The organism is Lactonifactor longoviformis DSM 17459 (assembly GCF_900129135.1).
In the GTDB taxonomy this organism is placed as follows: Bacteria; Bacillota; Clostridia; order Lachnospirales; family Lachnospiraceae; genus Lactonifactor; species Lactonifactor longoviformis.
Window position 1 is genome coordinate 125,342 of sequence record NZ_FQVI01000002.1, and the last position, 21,102, is coordinate 146,443.

The window sequence follows — 21,102 nt, forward strand, 5'->3', positions numbered from 1 at the left end:
TTATACCTCATTTACCATTCCATTTTCATTACTGCCCAGAGGCACTTCTATATGTATGCACTCCGGTCCGACGTACGGCCTCTGTCGTACATTGGATTATTTTAACACGTTATTCCTCTGAAATCCACAGCAATCCGGCATTTTTCTGCAATATTCTTCCTGTTGGTCCTTTAGTAGCCGGCACCTTTCATAGCAGAAAGAGCCGAGCTTGTATATCTGCCAAACAGTCCGCTGCGCCGTGGGCTGGGAATAATTCCCCTCTTGCTGCGCTCATCTAATATTTTTCCTACCTCTGCAGGTGACATCTCTTCTCCGTTAATCCCCACCACATCAATGGTTCGCTCCGGAATATTGTAAGAGATGATGTCTCCGGTCTCGATGAAAGCCAAAGGGCCTCCGCAGGCAGCTTCCGGAGATACATGGCCAATGGCGGCGCCCCTGGTGGCCCCTGAAAATCTTCCGTCGGTCACCAGTGATACCGTTCCGTTTAGCCGCTCGTCGCATACAATGGCCTCTGTGGTCATCAGCATCTCCGGCATCCCGGTGCCTCTTGGTCCTTCATATCGGATGACTACAACATCCCCGGGATTGATTTTCCCGTCAACCACAGCCTGGTAAGCATCCTCTTCTCTGTTGTAAACCCGGGCTGTCCCCTTGTGGATCCGCAGTTCCTTTACACAGGCTGAATATTTGACCACAGAGCCCTCCGGCGCAAGATTACCTTTTAAAATCGCGATAGACCCTTTTTCCTCGGCCTTCTCCACCGGAAAGATCACCTCATCTCTGGTGAGGCCGTAATTAGACAGATAACCCAGGTTTCTCTCAAAGAAATTTTCCTTCGCCAACATTTCCAGATTCTCTCCCAGGGGTTTTCCGGTGACGGTCATAACATCCAGATCCAGCATATCCTTCAGGTACCACTGCACCATTGGTATGCCGCCGGCGAACCAGAAAGCTTCAGTGAGATGCTGCCCTGAGGGGGTAATATTCCCCAGATGGGGTACCCTGTGGTTGATCTCGTCAAAGAGGTCCGGAGAGAGTTCCAGACTCATCTCACGTGCAATGGACGGAAGATGAAGGGTTGCGTTAGTGGAGCCTCCGATAGCACTGTGGATAATGACTGCATTCCGAAAGGCTGCCTCTGTCATAATATCTCCGGGCTTTATATCCTTTTCCACCAGACCCATAATCGCCCGGCCGGCCTTTCTGGCATAGGACTGGATATCCCGCATAGTAGCCGGCATCACTGCAGATCCTGGCAATGCCATGCCAAGGGCCTCCGCCATACACTGCATAGTACTTGCGGTGCCCAAAAATGTACAGGCTCCGCAGGAAGGACACCCCGTAAGCTTGTAGTCCCTTACTTCCTGATCGGAGATCTCCCCCTCCCGTTTCTGGCGAAGTGAAATATCCCCCGCCACCAGTGAAGTTGTCATATTCGGCCCCGGCCTCATACTGCCTCCCGGTATAAATATAGTAGGAATATTCAGCCTGGCTGCCGCTTTCAAATGGGCGGGAATGGACTTGTCACAGGAAGACGCCAGGATCATTCCATCCCAGGGATACACAGATCCATGAACCTCTACCATATCACAGATAGCTTCCCTGGATGCCAGTACATAATTCATTCCATCATGGCCCTGGGCGCAGCCGTCACAGATATCCGTGGTGTGATACTGCGCGGGAAATCCCCCCCTTTCAAAGACACCGTACTTTGCCTGTTCCATCAGCTGTGATAAATGTGTACTCCCCGGATGGCTGTCCCCATATACATCTTCCAGGAGAATCTGGGGTTTTGTGATATCCTCCTCATCCCATCCGGATCCCATATTCAGGGCATCCAGCTGCGCCCAGTAGAGACGCTGGGGCGCACTCTTTTGCTGTATGTTGCTCATTGGTAAAACCTCCTTTTTCTATATGCAAACAGAGGCTGCCTCCGGATAATGGAATGACAGCCTCTTGCATTTCCTATGCGATCGCCTTGTTCTATTATATCATCAATCCAGGCAGGAATCCCTGGAATAAGGAAAGAATTGATACGAAGATCAGTATGGCCACGCCCGCTACAAATCCACCGATACTCCATCCGCGGATGGTATCCGTAACCGATATACGGAAGAAACGGCTGATAGCCCAGAATCCGGAATCGTTCGGCAGAGAAAGACCAATTCCGCCTGCGCAGATTGCAATTGCACAGAGAATCGGAGACACCCCGCTTGTTGCAATTGTGCTGGACATAATTGCAGCAGTTGTCATAAGTGCAACAGTTGTGGAACCCTGTGCGCAACGGATGATCTGTGCAATCAGGAAGCAAAGGATTAAGATTGGAATACTGAAGCTGGATAAAGTTCCTGCCACATAATCTGCAATACCTGTTGCCTGAAGGACCTTGCCGAAAGCTCCGCCGGCACCGGTGATTAGCAGAATTAACCCTACCTGGTCAGCAGCCTCCGTCATAATATCAGTTGCAGTTTTCTTAATGTATTTTCTGGAAATAACTGCTGCGTAGATAACACCTACCATCATAGCAAAGTTTTTATTGCCGATAAATGTAACAAATGGAACAATTGCTGCTTCCTTGCCAACTGCCAGGGGAACAAAGCTTCCCAACAGAATCAGGACAATAGGAACTAACAGAATTGACAATGCTTTCCCTGCTCCCATTTTATCTTTGCTGTCACCTTTTGCCATCTGTGCCTCTTCCTGGTCCAGATCCTCAAAAGTATAAAAATGGTTGTTCTTATGATCCTGCTTGTTCAGGAAAGAGCCGTATACAATTCCGCCCACCAGCATACCGACAAACGCTGAGATAAGAGCATAAAAGAAAAAGATACCGATTTCAATTCCCAACTCCTCAGCAACCGCAAGAGGAGGTGCTGTTGGCAGTACAAGCGCAAAGGTACAGGTAGTTGCAACAGAGATTGCACAGGCAAAGTTTACCATTGAAATCTTTGTCTTTTTAGAAAGTACACGCAGCATAGGAGCAAACATAATATAAACAACATCGCCGAATACCGGAATACCTGTGATAAATCCGGATAATGCAACTGCGATAGGAGATTTCTTCTCTCCGAATGCACCCAAAATCTTGTTAGAGATAGACTCAATACCGCCGGATTCAAACATGAATTTACCCAGCATAACACCAAGACCGGTAACCATACCGATGCCGCCCAGGGTTCCCCCGAATCCATCCGTAACAGTCTGTGCCACATCTGCCAATGGCATATTTACTAATACACCGGTACCGAAAGCAGTCACCAGCAAGGCAACAAAAGCATTCAGCTTAAACTTAATAATTAATACGAGTAATACGGCAATTGCAAGAATGAAGATTCCAATCAGCAAAGGCCCTGTAACCATTTCTCCTGAAAACATAAATGTTTTCCCCCTTTTCTCCTTTTCTTTTGGTCATCACCTAAAGCCCTCCGGCAGGTGGTAACACGTATGACATCTCATCCATTCCATAACCCGACTATATCAAATCAGACGTCATACGTCAAGAGGGAACATTAATTATGTTGAAATATTATAAATTTTCAATTAAATTTTTGTGCACTATTTCATTGGTAAGTTTTTACATGTGAAAATACCCCGGATATTCTTCCAAAATCTCCTGAAAATGTTTTCGGTAGGTTCCCAAATGCCTGTCATAAAAATGCTTCAGATCAAAGTCAGCAGTCATCCCCAGCAGAAGAATATGTGCGATATCTTTGTGTTCCATCAATATGCCTTCCAAATCCGTCTGGTTCATAATCGCGTCCAGATACCGCACCCTGTCATAATGAGAACTTACCTTCTTCACCGCGTACCAGGTGATATCCTTTCCCGCAGCTGAATAGATCAAATGGTGGAACTTATCATCCAGTTTAAAAAAAGAATCTATCTTGTCCTCTGCGCGAAGAGCCTCCTTTTGCCGGTCCAGATTATACTTCAGGCTCTCCATCTTCTCTCCCGGGACATTTCCCGCAAGCTGACGGATAATCTCAGGTTCAATCACGGAACGCAGAAAATACCCCTCCTTTAATATATCAATATGGATCAGAGATACCCTGGAACCGCTCTGGGGATATACATCCACCAGCGATTCCTCTTTCAGCATAAGGATGGCTTCATGTATAGGGGTTCTGCTAATGCTAAGCAGATCCGTCAGTTCTCCTTCATTCAGTGTAGTCCCCGGCAGCAGCTGAAGTGTCATAATATTGTGCCGCAGCAAACGGTATGCATATTCTCTGTTATTCTCTTTCTCTCTTTTCTCTACGATTTTAATTGGCATAGCCGCACTCCTTTCCGGTCTCCGTGTTGTTTATTCTGATAGGAAGCGTATCATATGCCTGAGGCTCCGTCAATACAAATAAGAAGTACAAATCAGGTCCCATACTTATGGGATAAGAAAGAATATTATACGACGTCATACCTCTTTGTGAAATATATACATTTTTGCCATTCATATGTTAGTAGTTTTTAATATTGATCTTTGATTTGATATTTGCTATAGTGTCAGTATGGCAAACTAATATATTACTTCAAACACCATTTCCATTCCATTTTCACCTTATTTCAATTTTGTTCGCACAACATCCCGAAATAAGGCTTTTGAATTAATATATTAGTTTCCTTTCTAAATTCAAAGTGCTGACTGTCCTGGAACTGCCAGGGAGATCATCAGTACATAAACCTTATTTCATTCACAAGGAGATCTTAAAATGAAAGCAATTAAAGTAATTGAGCCATTTAAAGTTGAAATTGTAGATGTACCAAAGCCAACGATTCAGAATCCGGACGATGTTATTGTACGCATCACATCCGGCGGCATCTGTGGATCTGATATCGGAATCTATAACGGTACAAACTCTCTGGCCACTTATCCACGCCTCATCGGCCACGAATTTGGAGGCATTGTCACAGAAATCGGAGCAGATGTTACGAATGTAAAGGTAGGCGATAAGGTTGCTGTGGATCCGGTAGTAAGCTGCGGACACTGCTATGCCTGCAGAATAGGACGCCATAATGTCTGCCGTGACTTGGAAGTCATGGGTGTGCACAGAGACGGAGGATTCTCTGAATTCGTCTCGGCTCCCGCGCAGAACGTCCACAAATTCCATAAGGATTTTGATGAATCCTACTTAGGCCTGGTAGAACCATTCACTATAGGAGTGGAAATTAACAACCGTGCACAGGTCACAAAAGGTGATAAGGTACTTATCATGGGTTCCGGCCCAATCGGTATTGCGGCCATGCAGGTTGCCAAACGAAACGGCGCTGAGGTTATCATGACCGATCTGGTTAAGGAGCGCCTGGACAAAGCCCTGTCCATGGGAGCAGACGAGGTAGTTCTGGTCTCTGAGGAAAATCTGGAGGACCGGTTATTGAAATTCACAGACGGCGAAGGAATTCCAGTTGTTGTAGACACCGTGTGCATTCCGTCTTCATTTGAACAGAGCGTACAGCTGGCCTGCCCGGCAGGACGGATTGTATGTATCGGTCTGAAGGATGCTCCGTCTCAGATTACTATGGCTGATATTACAAAAAAGGAGCTTACCATTGTAGGTTCCCGTCTCAACAACAACTGCTTCGACGAAGTCATCGCAGGCTTTGAAGACGGCTCTCTGCATCCGGAAGACTTAATGACTAAGGCATATAACTACAAAGATATCATGGACGCTTTGACCATGATCAAAGAGCATCCCCAGGATGTACTGAAAATCGTATTAAAATTCGAAGATTAATCACATACTACCCCTATTATGAAAGGAGAAATCAGCATATGAAAATGTCATTTCGCTGGTATGGCGACGACGATGCCGTAACTTTAGAAAAGATTCGTCAGATCCCTAATATGAGCACAATCGTAACCGCAATCTACGACGTCCCCGTAGGAGAAGTCTGGAGCGAGGAAAGTATACAGGATTTAAAAGCAAAGGTAGAGGCTGCCGGCCTGAACTTTGAAGTGATCGAAAGTGTACCTGTACACGAAGATATTAAGTTAGGCAAACCCTCCAGAGATCAGTACATCGCAAATTATAAGGAAAATATCCGCCGTCTTGGCAAAGCCGGCATCAAGGTTATCTGCTATAACTTTATGCCCGTATTTGACTGGACCAGAACACAGCTGGACAGAGAACTGCCCGATGGTTCCAATGCCCTTGTCTATTATCCGGAACAGATTGAAAAGATGGATCCTCTCACCGGAGAATTATCCCTTCCCGGATGGGACTCCAGCTATACAAAAGAGACCCTGAAGGAAGTATTTGACGACTATAGTAAGATTACGGAAGAAGATTTGTGGAGCAATCTGGAGTACTTCTTACAGGCTGTAATTCCCACCGCCAAAGAGTGTGACGTTAAAATGGCCATTCATCAGGATGATCCGCCCTGGAGCATCTTTGGTCTGCCCAGAATCATTACCTGTGAGAAGAATCTGGATCGGATGTTATCCTTAGTGGACAGCAAATATAACGGGCTCACCCTGTGTACAGGTTCTCTCGGAGTATCTCCGTCCAATGATCTGGTACATCTGGCAGATAAGTATTCCGCAATGGGAAGAGTTCACTTTGTGCATCTGAGAAATGTAAAAATTCTGGACGGGGGCTTTGAGGAGGCAGCTCACTTCTCAGCCTGCGGCAGTCTGGATATGGTAGGAATTATGGCTTCTCTGCATAAAAACGGCTTTGACGGCTATATCCGTCCGGATCATGGAAGAATGATCTGGGGAGAAACCGGCAGACCGGGCTACGGCTTATACGACAGAGCCCTGGGGGCAACCTACCTAAACGGTATCTGGGAAACTCTTGATAAATTAGGGAAATAAGAAAGGACTTGTATTCCATGAAATTATCACAGGAAGCATTGAACAATAAAAATATGTGGGAAGAGGCAGGCTTTGCCCTTCCCCAGTATGACAGAGAGGCTGTTGCCGCAAAAACAAAGGAAGCTCCGGCCTGGATTCACTTCGGCGCCGGCAATATCTTCCGGGCATTTACTGCTAACCTTCAGCAGACCCTGTTAAATGCAGGAAAAGCCGATACCGGTATTATTGTAGCTGAAGGTTTTGACTATGAGATTATTGAAAAAATGTACCGCCCCAATGACAATCTAAGCGTACTGGTTACCTTAAAGTCGGATGGAACCATTGAAAAAACCGTCGTGGGCAGTATCGTGGAATCCGTCATCGTGGATTCTTCTAATGCTGCAGAATGGGCACGTTTAAAAGAAATTTTTACTGCTCCCACACTTCAGATGGTAAGCTTTACAATCACGGAAAAAGGTTACAATCTTTTTGCCGCTGACGGAAGCTACTTCCCCCCGGTAAAGGCTGACTTTGAAAATGGTCCCAAGGCGCCTGTGAGCTATATCGGAAAACTGACTGCGCTGGTCTATGAACGCTATCTTGCCGGCAGACTTCCCCTTGCCCTGGTTAGTATGGATAATTGCTCACACAACGGCACCAGACTTCACGATGCGGTAATTGCATATGCGAAAGCCTGGTCTGAACACGGACTTGTTCCCAAGGAGTTTCTGGCCTATGCAGAGGATCCCGCATGCATCTCTTTTCCATGGTCCATGATTGATAAGATCACACCCCGCCCCGACGACAGCGTAAAAGAAATGCTGAAAAAGGACGGATTTGATGATGTGGAGGCAATTGTTACCAGCAAAAACACCTATGTTGCAGCTTTTGTCAACTCTGAAGAACCCCAGTACCTGGTGATCGAGAATGCATTCCCCAACGGCCGTCCGAATCTGGACGAAGCAGGCGTTATATTTGCAGACAAGGAAACCGTAGATAAGGTAGAGAAGATGAAAGTCTGCACTTGTCTGAATCCTCTTCACACTGCACTGGCCGTATACGGCTGTCTCCTGGACTATACATTAATCGCAGATGAAATGAAAGATCCAGAACTGAAGAAATTAGTGGAGATCATCGGTTATCAGGAAGGACTTCCGGTTGTAGTCGATCCCGGTATCATCAACCCCAGAGAGTTTATCGACGAAGTGCTTCAGGTCCGCATACCGAATCCTTTTATGCCGGATACCCCTCAGCGGATTGCCACGGATACTTCTCAGAAACTCGGCATTCGTTTCGGCGAAACCATCAAAGCTTATGCGGCCAGTGATACTCTGGATGTGAAAGATCTCAAGCTTATTCCTCTGGTTCTGGCTGGCTGGTGCCGCTATCTGCTTGCTGTAGACGATAACGGGAATGCATTTGCCCCCAGCTCTGATCCTCTGCTGGAAAGCTCTATGGCATGCGTAAAAGATATTAAGCTGGGCGAAAAGGGCGATTTCCATGAAGCACTCCAGCCCATCCTCTCCAATGCTGCCATCTTTGGCGTAGACTTATATCAGGCCGGCCTTGGAGAAACCGTGGAAGCGTTATTTGCTGAATTAGCTGCAGGTCCGGGTGCCGTAAGAGCAACACTCAAGAAATATACCGCCTAAGGAGGATATCATGAACGAGATTTATATGACCAACGAAGCGTCCGGCATATCCATGTCAGAGGTTGAACAATGCATGGAACAATTGCTGGAACAATATCCGGACTTAAAAAAAGTCCTGATTATTCCCCCTGACTTTACCCGCTGCTATTCTTATGCCGGGGAGATCACCCAGGTTCTCTATAAAAAGCTGTCCCCAGCAGCCACCGTACACGTTATGCCGGCACTGGGGACTCATATGGCCATGGATGCGGAGGAAAAAGAAAAGATGTTCGGGGGTGTAGTGCCTGAAGAAGCATTTCTGGTACATCACTGGCAGACAGATACCATCTCCATCGGCCAGGTTCCGCGGGAAGTGATTGAGGAGATCTCAGAGGGTCTGTATTCTACGGATATTGAAGTAGAGGTCAACGAAAAATTAATTAACGGAGGGTATGACCTGATACTGTCCATCGGACAGGTAGTGCCCCATGAAGTTGTCGGGATGGCCAACTACAGCAAAAATATCTTTGTAGGTGTGGGCGGACGCCAGATGATCAATAAATCCCATATGTTAAGCGCTATCTGCGGGATGGAAAAAGCTTTGGGCGTAGCCGACTCCCCGGCCCGGAAAGTATTTGACTATGCACAGCAGCATTTTCTGGACGGAAAACTGCCTCTTGTTTACATTCAGACAGTAACCACTCTAAAAGACGATAAGGTAACCTTAAACGGCCTTTACGCAGGCCCCTCCCGGAAGCCCTTTGAGCATGCGGTAGCGCTCTCCGAACAGCTGAATATCTGCCATGTGGAGCGCCGGGCAAAAAAACTTGTGACTTATCTGGATCCTTACGAGCTGAAGACTACCTGGGTGGGAAATAAGGGCGTATACCGTACCCGTATGGCTGTTGCCGACGGAGGGGAACTCATTATTCTGGCGCCCGGAGTAAAAGCTTTTGGTGAAAATGAAGAAATGGATCGCATGACCAGAACTTATGGATATAAGGGCCGCGACTACGTCCTGAAGCTTTTCAATGAAGGGGCATTTGAAAACAGGATCATGGCTGCTGCCCATCTGATTCAGGGTTCCTCCGACGGACGTTTTACTATCACCTACTGTACACGCCCTGAAAACCTGTCCAAGGAAGATATTAATACTGTGGGCTATGAGTGGATAGACTATGAAGAGGCTGCCGCCCTTTATAATCCTCACACCTTGAAAGAAGGATGGAACATCCTGGAAAATGGAGAGGAAATTTACTTTGTTAAAACTCCCGCCCTGGGATTATGGAAAGTAGACTGATACTTTCTGACTTTCAGTAATCCTAGAAACAGGACCCGAAGAGCGGCGTGCCAATGCCGGCTCTTCGGGTCCTGTTCTTATATATTATACTTCTTCAGGCTCCTTTTTATTAATCCGCTCAAACACCATCTCATACCCATCATTCCCATAGTTCAGGGAACGGTTTACACGGCTGATGGTTGCAGTGGAAGCTCCTGTCTTTTCTGAGATCTCCAGATATGTTTTCTTTTCTCTTAGCATCTTGGCAACTTCAAAGCGCTGGGACAGAGAAAGAATCTCATTCACTGTACACACATCCTCAAAAAATGTATAGCATTCTTCTTTATTCTTCAGACTTAAAATGGCCTCAAACAGATAGTCTACTGCCTCTGTGTGAATCTTCTTACTCATTGTCATTCTCCTCAACACATATTTTTAAGCATTAACGAAATAATACGTCAACTTTTCTTCATTTTATCACGTTAAAATTGTGAAGTCAATGAGTTCGAATGTTTTATTTGTTACTGAGAGCGGAGGAAACCGTAACTTTCATTTTAAGTCCGGAAGTATGCTGCCACCCACAGGCATAACCACTACAGAGGCTTCCTCCCCTATCTTCTGAAAGGCTGTCTGCAGAGCTTCCTGAACACTGCCGAAAGGGTGCATAAATATTTCCTTCACCTGGGAGTCCGGCAGACTGGATACCAGAAAAATATCAGCTTTTCTTAAGACAGCACCTATGGCTGCCGCCTTATGGCCTCCGAGACAAAATTCCCTGCCTATCTTTCTCACCAGCTCTTCCGGATTCTCTGCCTCCCGCATCCACTGTTCAAAAACGGGCTCTCCCATGCCCTCCCCAAGATATCCTGCCATAATGATGATGCCCCCGTCTCTGACTGCGTAGGCAGCGTGATTCAAAGCCTTCTGCATCTGGTAAAGATTAAGATCCTTGGGCGCCCCTCCCTGGGACACGATTACAATATCTGCGGCTTTCTGAAGCTTTCTTCTGCAGCAGCTGTCCACATATCCGCACCCTGCCCGGTGAACCTGCACCGGATCCCCGGCAGCAGCCCAGAGTATTCTTTTTTCTGCATCCAGTACTACATTTAGAATAAAATCTATGTTGCACAATGCCCCAGCCTCTTCTATATCTTCCCGCACAGGATTTCCCTCCAGGCATCCGCTCTCTGCCCCGGGCTCCATCATATGGCTGTGGTTCTTTTGTATGGCAGCCCTTGAGGCAGCTCCCGGAAGAATAGCCTTGGCACCTCCGCTGAAACCGGCGAAATAGTGATACTCAATGTTTCCCAGACAGACTATCCGGTCCGCAGAGGCAACCTCCCTGGTTATCTCCACCGGGGTTCCCCTGGATGTATATCCCAGGAGAATGCAGTCTTCCGGTTCTGAATCCACACAGCGTATCCTCTCATACACTGCCTCTCCAGCCAGCTTTCTTTTTTCTGCCTCTGTATGGTGCCTGTGAATCCCTAATCCAAAGATCAGTGTGATATCCTCCGGGCGTGCGCCCCCGGCAATCATCTCCTCCAACAGCACCGGCATAATACGGCCCGTGGGCAGGGGCCTTGTCATATCACTGGCAACTACCGCGATTTTTTCACCCGGCCTTATTATGGCTCTCAGTTTGGAGGTTCCTACAGGATGGAGCAATGCCTTTCGCAGAAGTGTCTCCTCATCCTCCTGTTTTGCTGTCTCTTGGGGCAGTAAGACCGCCTGAAGATTCCTGTTCGGTATGCTTACCTCCTGCTGTCCGTTCCCATAGCCCAGCGTTACCTTCATGCCGATTCTCCCCCTTCTTCACTATTTTACCGGTACTATTGCCTGCCTTCGCAGATGAATCCCACAGATTACACTGGCTACGAGGATTCCCACAAGATCGGTTGTTACTCCCTGCACCATCATCAGTACCGCAGCGCCGAACAGAGGAACCCGCAGATAAGCTTTTATTGGATACTTCAACCAGCCGGAAACCGCCACAGACAATATAGCAATCCCTATGAGTGTGGTACAGACGGCAAGAATAATATCCACTATATTCCCTACCAGAAGTATTCCTGTACCGTATGCAAATACATAGGGCACGATGAAAGACGACAGGGCCAGGCGAAATGCCTGAAATCCCACCTTTCCGGGATTTCCTTCTGCTATGGGAGCCGCCGTGTACGCACAGATGGCTACAGGAGGCGTAATTCCTGCCATACAGGAGAAATAAAAGATAAACAAATGTGCCTGAATGGGTTCCAGTCCCATCTGAACCAGTGCAGGAGCTGTAAGCGCAGCCTGCATAACATAGGCAGCCGTAGGAGGAATCCCCATCCCTAATATAATGGAGGCTATCATAGTCAGTATCAGGGCTACCATAAGATTGCCTCCGGAAATACTGACAACTGCACTTGTGAACTTTAAACCAAGGCCTGTAAATCTGAGCACGCCAATAATAATCCCGGCGCTTGCACAGGCTGTTGCCACAGAGATGCAGGATTTTGATCCCAGTACCATTGCCTCCAGACATTTTTTTGGTGTCATCCGGGTTTCCCTGCGGAAAAAGCTTACGATAATAATGGATATAATCCCGTAAAAGGCTGCCCTCATGGCAGAATATCCTGCGCAGAGAAAATAGATAATCACAAGGAGCGGTATCAGCAAGTATCCTGCCCGCTTCATAACAGAAAGGGCTGGTTCAATTTCTTCCCTGGGAACCCCCGAAAGGTTCAAACGCCGCGCCTCCAGATATACCTGGAGAAACACTGCAAAAAAATATAATAGTGCGGGGACCAATGCATAAAGACATATCCTGGCATAGGAGATCCCCAGGTATTCGGACATAATAAATGCACCGGCACCCATAACCGGGGGAAGAATCATCCCTCCTGTGGAAGCCACAGATGCAACGGCACCTGCAAAATTCTTTTCATATCCTCCCTTTTTCATAAAGGGGATCGTAAACACACCGGTTGCAGCTACATTAGCAATGGCACTCCCGGAGATTGTCCCCATCAGTGCGCAGGAGATTACGGTCATCATACCGGGGCCTCCCCGAAAACGTCCTACCGCACTCTTTGAAATATCAAGGAAGAACTGTCCGCCTCCGGAGACCTGGAGAAAGCTGCCGAAGAGGCAGAACATTACTACAAAGGTAGCAGAGGAATTCAGCGCTTCCCCGAACACCCCCTGAAAGGTCAGGTACATCTGTTCCACAAAACGGTCCAGCCCAATCCCTTTAAAGTATAATACTCCGGACATATACTTGGCGGTGAATGCATACAGGATAAAGATTAGAGCTATGATGGGCATTGCCATTCCGAGACAACGGCGTGTCAGCTCCAGCACAGACACAATTAAAATAATTCCCAGAATTACCTGCAGTGTAGTTACCTTATCTACCTGCATCATACGCATCATCAGCTTTTTATTGGCAAGTATGTTGTATCCAAGACTTGCCGCCATCCCAGCCGCAAATACAAGGTTGAAAATCCTGGTTACCGTTTTCCATCTCTCATTCTTAGACTGATACCCCAAATAATAAATGAGACCAATAAACAGCAGGTGCACCGCTGTCTGGCAGGTTCCTGTTAGCGTACCCATAAGAGCTGTATATAAGTGGAAAAATGCCATTGCAGCGCCCAATATCTGGATGCTGACTTTGCAAATCCTGTCGTATCGATCCCCGCCTTTTGTTTTTTCCATTGAAATCCTCTCCCTTATGAGACATTAATTCCTTTTTCTTTATAGTAACGGAGTGCTCCCGGATGGATCTCCCCCACCACTCCCTGGGTAATGGTTTCGTCCGATAAGGACTTCAGGAGAGCATGTGAGGTCCCCAGCACATCATAGTTTTCACAGATTGCCTTTGTCATCTCATACACCACATCCTCCGGCATATCCCTGGAGACTACGTAAAGATTGGGTGTCCCTATTGTTTTCACATCTTCTTTTTGAAATTCATAGGTGCCTGCGGGAATGGTAATGTCTACCCATCCCTCATAGGTTTCCGTATATTCTTTCAATTTTTCTTCATTGATCTGCACCAGGCTGAATTCCTTTCCCACGGCCGCATTCACAATTCCTGCTGCGGGGAACGAGGTTGTCCAAAAAACTGCGTCAATATTTCCATCCTGAAGGGAATTAGTAGCCTCTCCCCATGCCAGAGGTGTCATTTCTCCACCGCTTGCCTCTATGTCGTCCAGGGTAAATCCATAGGTCTTCATCATATTCATGCAGGGCTGGTAAGGTCCTCCCCCGAACTGTCCGCAGGTGAATTTTTTGCTTTTCAAGTCCGCGAAATCCTGGATCCCGGAGGATGGCAGCGCCCAAAGCTGCATGGTGTTGGGATACAGAGCGCACATGGACATGAGATCCGGATAAGTCTCCTCAAAAGGCTCCTCTCCGTTAATGGCTGCTGCCAGGGTATCTGCTGTAATAATCGCCATATCTGCCTCTTTGTTGTCCATCAGTTTTACATTTACCGCGCTCCCGGTGCTGGGAACGGAAGAAAACTCTGTTCCCGGCATGGCAGCCTTAAATAGTTCTATGGTAGCTGCCCCCACGATCTCCATGGTCCCACCTGACGGACCGGTGAGAATCGTTACTTCTTTTACCTCCTGGCTGCTTTTTTGGGTGCTGTCCTTCTCCGTATCCTCAGAAGCAGAATCCGTGTTTCCTGAGCATCCTCCCAAAATCATAATTCCTGCAAGTACCAAAGCCATTATCTTTTTCTTCAATGTAATCTCTCCTTCCTGTGATCTTTTCCCTTACTCATCAGTAGCTCTTAACGATCTCACTTGCCAGCCTGCACCACTCCCAGAGCCTCTGAGGTTCATGGTTCAAGTCAATAATTGATTTCATAATAATCTCCACGCTGCTTCCATACCTTTTTGCCAGACGGCAGACCTTTTTCAGTTCCTCAGTGAGGAGATCGTATCCGCAGGGATTTAGATTGATAAAAGTATTATGTGCTTTAAATGATACAATATAGCGTTTTCCCATCTTTTCCATTGCAGCTTCACAATCGCTGAACGGGGATACGGATATCTTTTTCAGGTTGGGAAAGGTTCCCAGTTCCTCTATTTTGTGATCCAGCCGTTCACAGCATCCATAATAGATGCGCGGATACAGATCGGTCCAGGCCCTTTCATGGTCAAATGCAAATTCTTTGGTCATCTCCGGGGATACCGATGTGAAAATCTGATCTTGTGCCACCCCCCAATTATCCTTCAGACTTCCTCCAATCCCGGTTTCAGTGGGCTTTGGAAGAGCTGAACAGTATCCATAGCCTCCATTTCCAATAAATGTGTTAGAATTATTAGAGGAGATAAGGCCAAGCTCTTCATACTGCTTTGCTCTGTGTATAAAGCATTCGGCATATCTCTCCGCTGCCAGATGCAGATATTCGGGGTTCATGACCAGGTCTGTCATTCCCTGATCAATGGTTGTCCATGCAAAGATGTCGTCGAACATGGCAAACCGGAAGTTCTGGATCCCGAATAATTTAATCTCGATAATCCCTTCCATAATCTCGCACATCTGTTCATACCGCTCCATGGTCTCCTCTCTGCGGTAGACAACCTTGGGCCATTTAATTTTTGCGGAGACATCCTCTTCATTCCAGAGTACTCTCTCAAAGGCATACGCCCGGTGAAGTTCCTCCGGATCCATGGTCCACTGGGCCGGATAACTGGACATACGCAGTCCCACATTTGTATCCTCTGCAATGACCGGGACATTAAGATACGGTTCCACTACCCGATCTCCCCGCAGATGGTTCCATTCGTAGATGGTTAAAAGCATTTCCATCTCCCTTTGCCTGAAATACGGATCTTCAATCGTCGGCCGGATGGCATCCGGACCTTCCATAAGAAGCAAAACCGGATAATCTCTGGCTATTACCACCGGACGTATCATCTGTCCGTCATTCACTGCTGTCCATAGCTTTTTATTTTCTTTCTGAATATCCAGCTCGGCAATTTCCCGTATCTGCCTCCCCAAAGACCGAAGTCTTTCTTTTTCTCTGTCTGATAACATAATCCTTCCCTTTCTCCCGGCCGGCACAGGGGACGGAATCTGTAGAAGGGCCCCTTTTGGCTTCCCGGGTGCTCAGTTGATAGATGCCGTAAACTGCCATATGGCGCAGGACGCAATGCATCTGTACGTCGCAAAGCATGCTTCTATTCCCAGAACTGCCTGAAAGCAGAACTATGAATAGAAATATAAATTGATACCCGGGTTCACACAGTTATATCAGATAATTAAATATTTTATATGTATTTTTCTGGTATTTGTTCCATTATCTCTGTGTTTTCTTTATTGTATATCTGTTAACCTGAAGTGTAAATTACATCTTTCTTTTGGATATATAGTTTAAAACTATCGATAGCCCAGAATTTCTTGACCAGAAGACAAAATAAGAATAAGATAAAAAATACAGGAGGTGATGATGTGACAATTCGGCAATTACAGTATTTTCAGCAGGTCTGCCAGTGGGGAGGAATTACTGCGGCAGCAAAAAAGCTTCACGTTTCCCAGCCCTCCATCACCAATTCCATCAAGGCCTTGGAAGAAGAGTTTAACCTTCTGCTGTTTAAGCGTGAGAAAAAGAAGCTTACACTGACCTTTGAAGGGGAACTGTTCTATGTAGAGGCAACCCATGTCCTTCAGGATGTGAATGACCTGACCCAGAAAATGAAAGATTTGAGCCGCTCCAGAAACCAGATTAAGCTTGCAATCTCACCCACAGTGGAAACCTTTCTGTTCTCTGAAGTGGTTATTGGATTTAAAAAACTCCATCCCCATGTTACCATTGATGTTCTGGAGCTGGGGGCGCTGGAGTGCTATGAAGTGGTGGAAAAAGGACAGGTTGATTTTGCAATTACCATAACCAATTATGCCAATCTGAATGCCGTGCGTATTATCACCCTGCTGACGACACGGCTGAACCTGGCCGTTCACAGGGAAAGTCCCATGGCCAGTCTCAAAAGCATTACACTCCGTGAGGTGGCACAGATCCCACTCGTGGTCAACCGAATCGGTTCCTTCAGCAATAAGATCATCAGCACTGCCTTTGAAAAGGCTTCCCTTAAGCCCAACATTATATTCCGCTCCAATCAGCTGGATACCATAAAGCAGCTTCTCCGGTCAGATTACTCGGTAGGGGGACTGCTTTTTGAGGAGACCATTCTGCACAACGAGGATATTGTAGGGATTCCTATTGAACCTCAGCTGGATCCGGTATTTATCGGTATCCTGTGGAATAAAGAACGTCCCTTGTACAGCGACTCTACCGCCTTTATCAACTATACCAAACGGCAGTTCCCCCCCTGCAGGATATCCTAATTTCAGGATATTCTCTTATACCTGCAGGAGCAGGAAAAGGCCGGGAATCTGTTTTTAAGATTCCCGGCCTGATAACCGCGTATTTCTCTCTTTGCTACCTGTATCTGTTTACATACTTCTTCAGCTCTTCCACAGAACGGTTCACAACCAATTCCTCAGGAAATTCCGTTTCTTTTAACAGCGCTTCCACAAACTCATGGGCTCCAACCAAATCATCCACATGCGCATCGCTTCCAATGATAACAGGAGCCTGGTATTCCTTACAGTATTTCAGCAATTCCAGCATATTTTCTCTGCCATTTTGCCGGAAACATCTGGGATCCAGGGAATTATTATTCAGCTCCAGCAGCACCTTGTACTCTTTTGCAGCCTGTACAACGGCGCGGTAATCCGGCTTAAACCTCCCGTCATCAGGATGACCGATGATGTTAATATAAGGGTTTTTTATGGCACACAGATAAGCATTGGTATTCTCCTCTTCTGTACCGCTCTTATAGCATGGGGGATGGATGCTTGCAATAGTTACATCCATCTTTTTTAAGGTTCTCTCTTCCATATCAATGGTTCCCTGGTAATCAAGAATATTCAGCTCTGTGCCCAAAAGCAGCTCCACCCCATAGCAGTCCTTATATTTGTCCCGGTCAACCATTTTCAGATTTTCAAAATAGAAAGTGCAGCAGGTTCCCGGCATTTCAACCGCATGTTCTGTGATTCCCAGCAGCTGAAGCCCTTTCCTGCCTGCGGCACAAGCCATCTCTGCCATTGTATTGTAGGCATGCCCGCTGGCCAGCGTGTGGGTATGCACGTCTAAAACATATTTCATACTTTCGCCTCCTCAGGTCAGTGTGGACCTACCTTGCATTATACGAACCCTGATTTTTAAAATCAAGCAAAATCTTTGCAAAACAGCAAAGGTAAAGGTACCCGGAGGCATTTTCATGAGAATCCACGCCCTGTTTCCGTATAGTTACAGAATTTCGCTGAATAGGTTTTTCACTGCAGGATAAATCTTGGCAAACTTTCTGTACCGTTCTTCGTACCTCCCGGCAAGCTCAGGTTCCGGCTCCACGGTGTCAACCACTTTTACTATAGCACCGGCAGCCTCCTCCACGGAAGCGTATTCTCCATTTGCCACTGCCGCCAGCATGGCACCACCCATGGCAGGTCCTTCTTCGGATGCAATTACATCCACCTTAATATTCAGAATGTTGGCAATCATCTTCTTCCACAGAGGGCTTTTGGCGCCTCCCCCGCAGATTTTAGTCCGTTCAATCTTTATTCCCAGAGACTTGGCGACCTCAAAGGAATCTCTGATGGCAAAGGCGACCCCCTCCAGAACTGCCTGGGTCATATCCGCCCTGGTGCTGTCCATAGTCAGACCGATAAACGTGCCCCTTGCATCTGGATTGTTGTGCGGGGAGCGCTCTCCCATAAGGTAGGGAAGAAAATACACGTGATTCTCTCCCAGATCTCCGATCTTTCCCTGCTCTCCGGCGTAATCTGCAGTTCCGATAATCTCATCCATCCACCACTTGTTGCAGGAGGCAGCACTCAGCATGCAACCCATGAGATGGTAATGGCCGTCTGCATGGGCAAAGGCATGAAGTGCATTGTATTTATCTACTCCGAATTCTTTGCTGGAGATAAAGATAGTGCCGCTGGTGCCCAGAGAAATATTGCACATTCCGTCACCCACGGTTCCTGTTCCCACTGCAGCTGCCGCATTATCCCCGGCGCCGGCTGCTATTTTGCAGTTCTCCGGCAGCCCCAGTTCCTCTGCCACTTCCCGCTTCAGGGTTCCCACAGTCTCATAGCTCTCATACAGCCTGGGCATCTGCTCCTCCCGAATTCCACAGATATTCAGCATCTCTCCGGACCAGCATTTATTCTTAACATCCATCAGAAGCATCCCCGAGGCATCTGAGTAATCAGAACAGTGCACGCCGCTCAGTTTATAGGCAAGATAATCCTTGGGAAGCATAATCTTACTGATTCTGGCAAAGTTCTCCGGTTCATTTTCCTTAACCCACAGGATTTTGGGAGCCGTAAATCCCGCAAAGGCAATGTTAGCAGTATATTCCGACAGTTTTTCCTTTCCAATTACCTCATTAAGATAGTTCGTCTCTTTGCTGGTTCTTCCGTCGTTCCACAGAATCGCCGGGCGTATCACCTGATCTTCACTGTCCAGAATTACCAGTCCATGCATCTGTCCGCCAAAGCTGATGCCTGCCACCTGGGATTTGTCGCATTCCTCCGTCAGCTCCTTAATTCCTTCTACCGTCTTCTCCCACCAGTCTTCCGGCTTTTGTTCTGACCAGCCCGGCTTTGGGAAAGAAATGGGATACTCCTTTGATACAATCTTTTGAATCCTGCCGTCTTGGCTCATCAAAAGCAGCTTGACCGCTGAGGTTCCTAAGTCAACACCAATATATAACATATCATTTTCTCCTTTATCTGAATCGGCAATCGGGGACGTGTTCTTTTTAAAAGGAACACGTCCCCGATTGCCCCTGCCCTGTCCCTTTTTACAATCTAGCTCTTATGCAAATGGATTTTCGGTCGGGTAACGGACACCTTTAGGCTGATTATATCCTATCTCGTCCACATCCACGCCAATATATTTGAATACCTCAAACAATGCTTTTCCATAACTGCCGAAGGCTACTGCTCCGTGATGCGGGTAATTCCCCTCAATCAGTACATGGCGGTAGAATCTTCCCATCTCCGGGATTGCAAATACACCTATAGATCCAAAGGATCTGGTTGCAACCGGCAGCACCTCTCCCTGGGCGATATAAGCACGAAGCTTATTATCCGCGGTGCTCTGCAGACGGTAGAAGGTAATGCTGCCCGGCACAATATCTCCTTCAAGCGTTCCCTGTGTAACCTCCTCAGGCAGGCTTCTGGCCATAATCATCTGGTATTTCATAGCACAGAAGGAGAGCTTTTTGGTGGTGGTATTTCCGCAGTGGAAGCCCATAAAGGTATCCTTGTGTGTATAATCAAATTTTCCTTTGATATCAGCTTCATACATATCTGCAGGAACAGTGTTGTTGATGTCCAAAAGGGTAACTGCATCTTCGCTTACACATGTTCCGATAAATTCACTCAGCGCTCCGTAGATATCTACTTCACAGGATACCGGAATTCCCATACCTGTGAGGCGGCTGTTTACGTAACAAGGCACAAAGCCAAACTGTGTCTGGAAAGCGGGCCAGCATTTACCTGCAATTGCCACATATTTTCTGTAGCCTCTGTGCTCTTCAACCCAATCCAGGAGAGTAAGCTCATACTGCGCAAGCTTTGGCAGAATCTCTGGCTTCATATTTCCCTCTCCAAGCTCCGCTTCCATATCTTTCACTACATCTTCGATCCTGGGATCCCCCGCATGCTTATTGAATGCTTCAAATAAGTCTAACTCTGAATTTTCTTCAATCTCTACCCCCAGATTATAAAGCTGCTTAATCGGCGCATTGCATGCCAGGAAGTTCAGCGGACGGGGGCCGAAGCTGATAATTTTAAGCTCTGAGAGTCCGATAATGGCTCTTGCAATGGGCAGGAACTCATGGATCATGTCCGCACATTCTTCTGCTGTTCCCACAGGATATTCCGGAATATAGGCCCTTATATTGCGGAGCTTCAGATTATAGCTGGCATTGAGCATACCGCAGTATGCATCCCCTCTGCCCTGGATCAGATTGTCACCGGATTCTTCTGCAGCTGCTATAAACATCTTCGGGCCGTCAAAATGTTTTGCAAGGAGTGTCTCGGCAATTTCAGGTCCAAAGTTCCCCAGGTATACGGCCAAAGCGTTGCATCCTGCTTTCTTGATATCTTCCAGAGCCTGTACCATATGTATTTCACTTTCCACGATACAGATTGGACATTCATAGATATCCTCCGCATCATACTTTTTAGCATAAGCCTCTGCCAGTGCCTTTCTTCTGTTTACAGATAGGGATTCCGGAAAGCAGTCTCTGCTGACAGCTACAATTCCTAACTTTACTTTTGGCATATTGTTCATTGTTCTTCCTCCATAAATGATATATTTCTTT

General features: G+C 47.0%; 16 protein-coding genes. 5 read left to right on the forward strand and 11 right to left on the reverse strand.

The genetic code is table 11. The features are described 5' to 3' along the window. Positions 1-170: 170 nt before the first annotated feature. From ilvD to BUA56_RS03120, 3 genes are all read right to left on the reverse strand, one after another. On the reverse strand, positions 171-1,895 hold the full coding sequence (gene ilvD / locus BUA56_RS03110; RefSeq protein WP_072848922.1) for a dihydroxy-acid dehydratase: 1,725 nt from the start codon (positions 1,893-1,895) through the stop codon (positions 171-173). Between the two features lie 94 nt (positions 1,896-1,989). After that, positions 1,990-3,378 carry a GntP family permease gene (locus BUA56_RS03115; protein WP_084067601.1) on the reverse strand — a complete coding sequence of 463 codons (1,389 nt, stop codon included), beginning with the start codon at positions 3,376-3,378 and terminating at the stop codon, positions 1,990-1,992. A gap of 199 nt (positions 3,379-3,577) precedes the next feature. Further along, complete coding sequence (locus tag BUA56_RS03120; protein WP_072848923.1) at positions 3,578-4,276, reverse strand: GntR family transcriptional regulator; 699 nt, start codon at positions 4,274-4,276, stop codon at positions 3,578-3,580. A 430-nt stretch (positions 4,277-4,706) separates the two neighbouring features. Here BUA56_RS03120 and BUA56_RS03125 point away from each other — a divergent pair, with 430 nt between their 5' ends. Genes BUA56_RS03125 through BUA56_RS03140 form a run of 4 tightly spaced genes read left to right on the forward strand, consistent with a single transcriptional unit; the run spans position 4,707 to position 9,721 of the window. After that, positions 4,707-5,729: a zinc-binding alcohol dehydrogenase family protein gene (locus BUA56_RS03125; protein WP_072848925.1), complete on the forward strand. Its 1,023-nt coding sequence runs from the start codon at positions 4,707-4,709 to the stop codon at positions 5,727-5,729. A gap of 38 nt (positions 5,730-5,767) precedes the next feature. Continuing rightward, a complete protein-coding gene (gene uxuA / locus BUA56_RS03130) occupies positions 5,768-6,811 on the forward strand; it encodes a mannonate dehydratase (protein ID WP_072848926.1) in 1,044 nt (347 codons plus the stop codon). Positions 6,812-6,828: 17 nt separating this feature from the next. After that, positions 6,829-8,442 (forward strand): mannitol dehydrogenase family protein, encoded by a 1,614-nt coding sequence (locus tag BUA56_RS03135; RefSeq protein WP_072848927.1) that lies wholly within the window; start codon positions 6,829-6,831, stop codon positions 8,440-8,442. Positions 8,443-8,452: 10 nt separating this feature from the next. Continuing rightward, complete coding sequence (locus tag BUA56_RS03140; RefSeq protein ID WP_072848929.1) at positions 8,453-9,721, forward strand: nickel-dependent putative hexonate epimerase; 1,269 nt, start codon at positions 8,453-8,455, stop codon at positions 9,719-9,721. 84 nt (positions 9,722-9,805) lie between these two features. Here BUA56_RS03140 and BUA56_RS03145 read toward each other — a convergent pair whose 3' ends face one another. The 5 genes from BUA56_RS03145 to BUA56_RS03165 form a co-directional block, all read right to left on the reverse strand. Beyond that, entirely contained in the window at positions 9,806-10,111 is a 306-nt protein-coding gene (locus tag BUA56_RS03145) for a YerC/YecD family TrpR-related protein (RefSeq protein WP_072848930.1), read from the reverse strand. Positions 10,112-10,249: 138 nt separating this feature from the next. After that, the gene (gene larAH6 / locus BUA56_RS03150) at positions 10,250-11,497 is read right to left on the reverse strand and encodes a nickel-dependent malate racemase, LarAH6 family (protein ID WP_072848931.1); all 1,248 of its coding nucleotides are present in this window, start codon (positions 11,495-11,497) and stop codon (positions 10,250-10,252) included. A gap of 21 nt (positions 11,498-11,518) precedes the next feature. Next, positions 11,519-13,405, reverse strand: coding sequence for a TRAP transporter permease (locus BUA56_RS03155; protein ID WP_072848933.1), 1,887 nt, complete (start codon positions 13,403-13,405; stop codon positions 11,519-11,521). Positions 13,406-13,419: 14 nt separating this feature from the next. After that, on the reverse strand, positions 13,420-14,439 hold the full coding sequence (locus BUA56_RS03160; RefSeq protein ID WP_072848934.1) for a TAXI family TRAP transporter solute-binding subunit: 1,020 nt from the start codon (positions 14,437-14,439) through the stop codon (positions 13,420-13,422). 37 nt (positions 14,440-14,476) lie between these two features. Next, positions 14,477-15,739: a hypothetical protein gene (locus tag BUA56_RS03165; RefSeq protein ID WP_072848936.1), complete on the reverse strand. Its 1,263-nt coding sequence runs from the start codon at positions 15,737-15,739 to the stop codon at positions 14,477-14,479. A gap of 414 nt (positions 15,740-16,153) precedes the next feature. Here BUA56_RS03165 and BUA56_RS03170 point away from each other — a divergent pair, with 414 nt between their 5' ends. Further along, positions 16,154-17,047, forward strand: a complete 894-nt coding sequence (locus tag BUA56_RS03170) for a LysR family transcriptional regulator (protein WP_072848938.1) — start codon at positions 16,154-16,156, stop codon at positions 17,045-17,047. A gap of 94 nt (positions 17,048-17,141) precedes the next feature. Here BUA56_RS03170 and BUA56_RS03175 read toward each other — a convergent pair whose 3' ends face one another. From BUA56_RS03175 to BUA56_RS03185, 3 genes are all read right to left on the reverse strand, one after another. After that, positions 17,142-17,870 (reverse strand): phosphatase, encoded by a 729-nt coding sequence (locus tag BUA56_RS03175; RefSeq protein WP_072848940.1) that lies wholly within the window; start codon positions 17,868-17,870, stop codon positions 17,142-17,144. Positions 17,871-18,014: 144 nt separating this feature from the next. Further along, positions 18,015-19,484 carry a xylulokinase gene (gene xylB / locus BUA56_RS03180; RefSeq protein WP_072848942.1) on the reverse strand — a complete coding sequence of 490 codons (1,470 nt, stop codon included), beginning with the start codon at positions 19,482-19,484 and terminating at the stop codon, positions 18,015-18,017. Positions 19,485-19,586: 102 nt separating this feature from the next. Further along, on the reverse strand, positions 19,587-21,071 hold the full coding sequence (locus BUA56_RS03185) for an L-fucose/L-arabinose isomerase family protein (protein ID WP_072848944.1): 1,485 nt from the start codon (positions 21,069-21,071) through the stop codon (positions 19,587-19,589). Positions 21,072-21,102: the final 31 nt, after the last annotated feature.

Excerpts from the sequence above, each read along its gene's own strand:
- ilvD (WP_072848922.1), bottom strand. The coding sequence starts at position 1,895 with ATGAGCAACATACAGCAAAAGAGTGCGCCCCAGCGTCTCTACTGGGCG.
- BUA56_RS03155 (WP_072848933.1), bottom strand. The coding sequence starts at position 13,405 with ATGGAAAAAACAAAAGGCGGGGATCGATACGACAGGATTTGCAAAGTC.
- BUA56_RS03165 (WP_072848936.1), bottom strand. The coding sequence starts at position 15,739 with ATGTTATCAGACAGAGAAAAAGAAAGACTTCGGTCTTTGGGGAGGCAG.
- larAH6 (WP_072848931.1), bottom strand. The coding sequence starts at position 11,497 with ATGAAGGTAACGCTGGGCTATGGGAACGGACAGCAGGAGGTAAGCATA.
- xylB (WP_072848942.1), bottom strand. The coding sequence starts at position 19,484 with ATGTTATATATTGGTGTTGACTTAGGAACCTCAGCGGTCAAGCTGCTT.
- BUA56_RS03120 (WP_072848923.1), bottom strand. The coding sequence starts at position 4,276 with ATGCCAATTAAAATCGTAGAGAAAAGAGAGAAAGAGAATAACAGAGAA.
- BUA56_RS03175 (WP_072848940.1), bottom strand. The coding sequence starts at position 17,870 with ATGAAATATGTTTTAGACGTGCATACCCACACGCTGGCCAGCGGGCAT.
- BUA56_RS03145 (WP_072848930.1), bottom strand. The coding sequence starts at position 10,111 with ATGAGTAAGAAGATTCACACAGAGGCAGTAGACTATCTGTTTGAGGCC.
- BUA56_RS03135 (WP_072848927.1), top strand. The coding sequence starts at position 6,829 with ATGAAATTATCACAGGAAGCATTGAACAATAAAAATATGTGGGAAGAG.
- BUA56_RS03125 (WP_072848925.1), top strand. The coding sequence starts at position 4,707 with ATGAAAGCAATTAAAGTAATTGAGCCATTTAAAGTTGAAATTGTAGAT.
- BUA56_RS03185 (WP_072848944.1), bottom strand. The coding sequence starts at position 21,071 with ATGAACAATATGCCAAAAGTAAAGTTAGGAATTGTAGCTGTCAGCAGA.
- BUA56_RS03140 (WP_072848929.1), top strand. The coding sequence starts at position 8,453 with ATGAACGAGATTTATATGACCAACGAAGCGTCCGGCATATCCATGTCA.
- BUA56_RS03115 (WP_084067601.1), bottom strand. The coding sequence starts at position 3,378 with ATGTTTTCAGGAGAAATGGTTACAGGGCCTTTGCTGATTGGAATCTTC.
- uxuA (WP_072848926.1), top strand. The coding sequence starts at position 5,768 with ATGAAAATGTCATTTCGCTGGTATGGCGACGACGATGCCGTAACTTTA.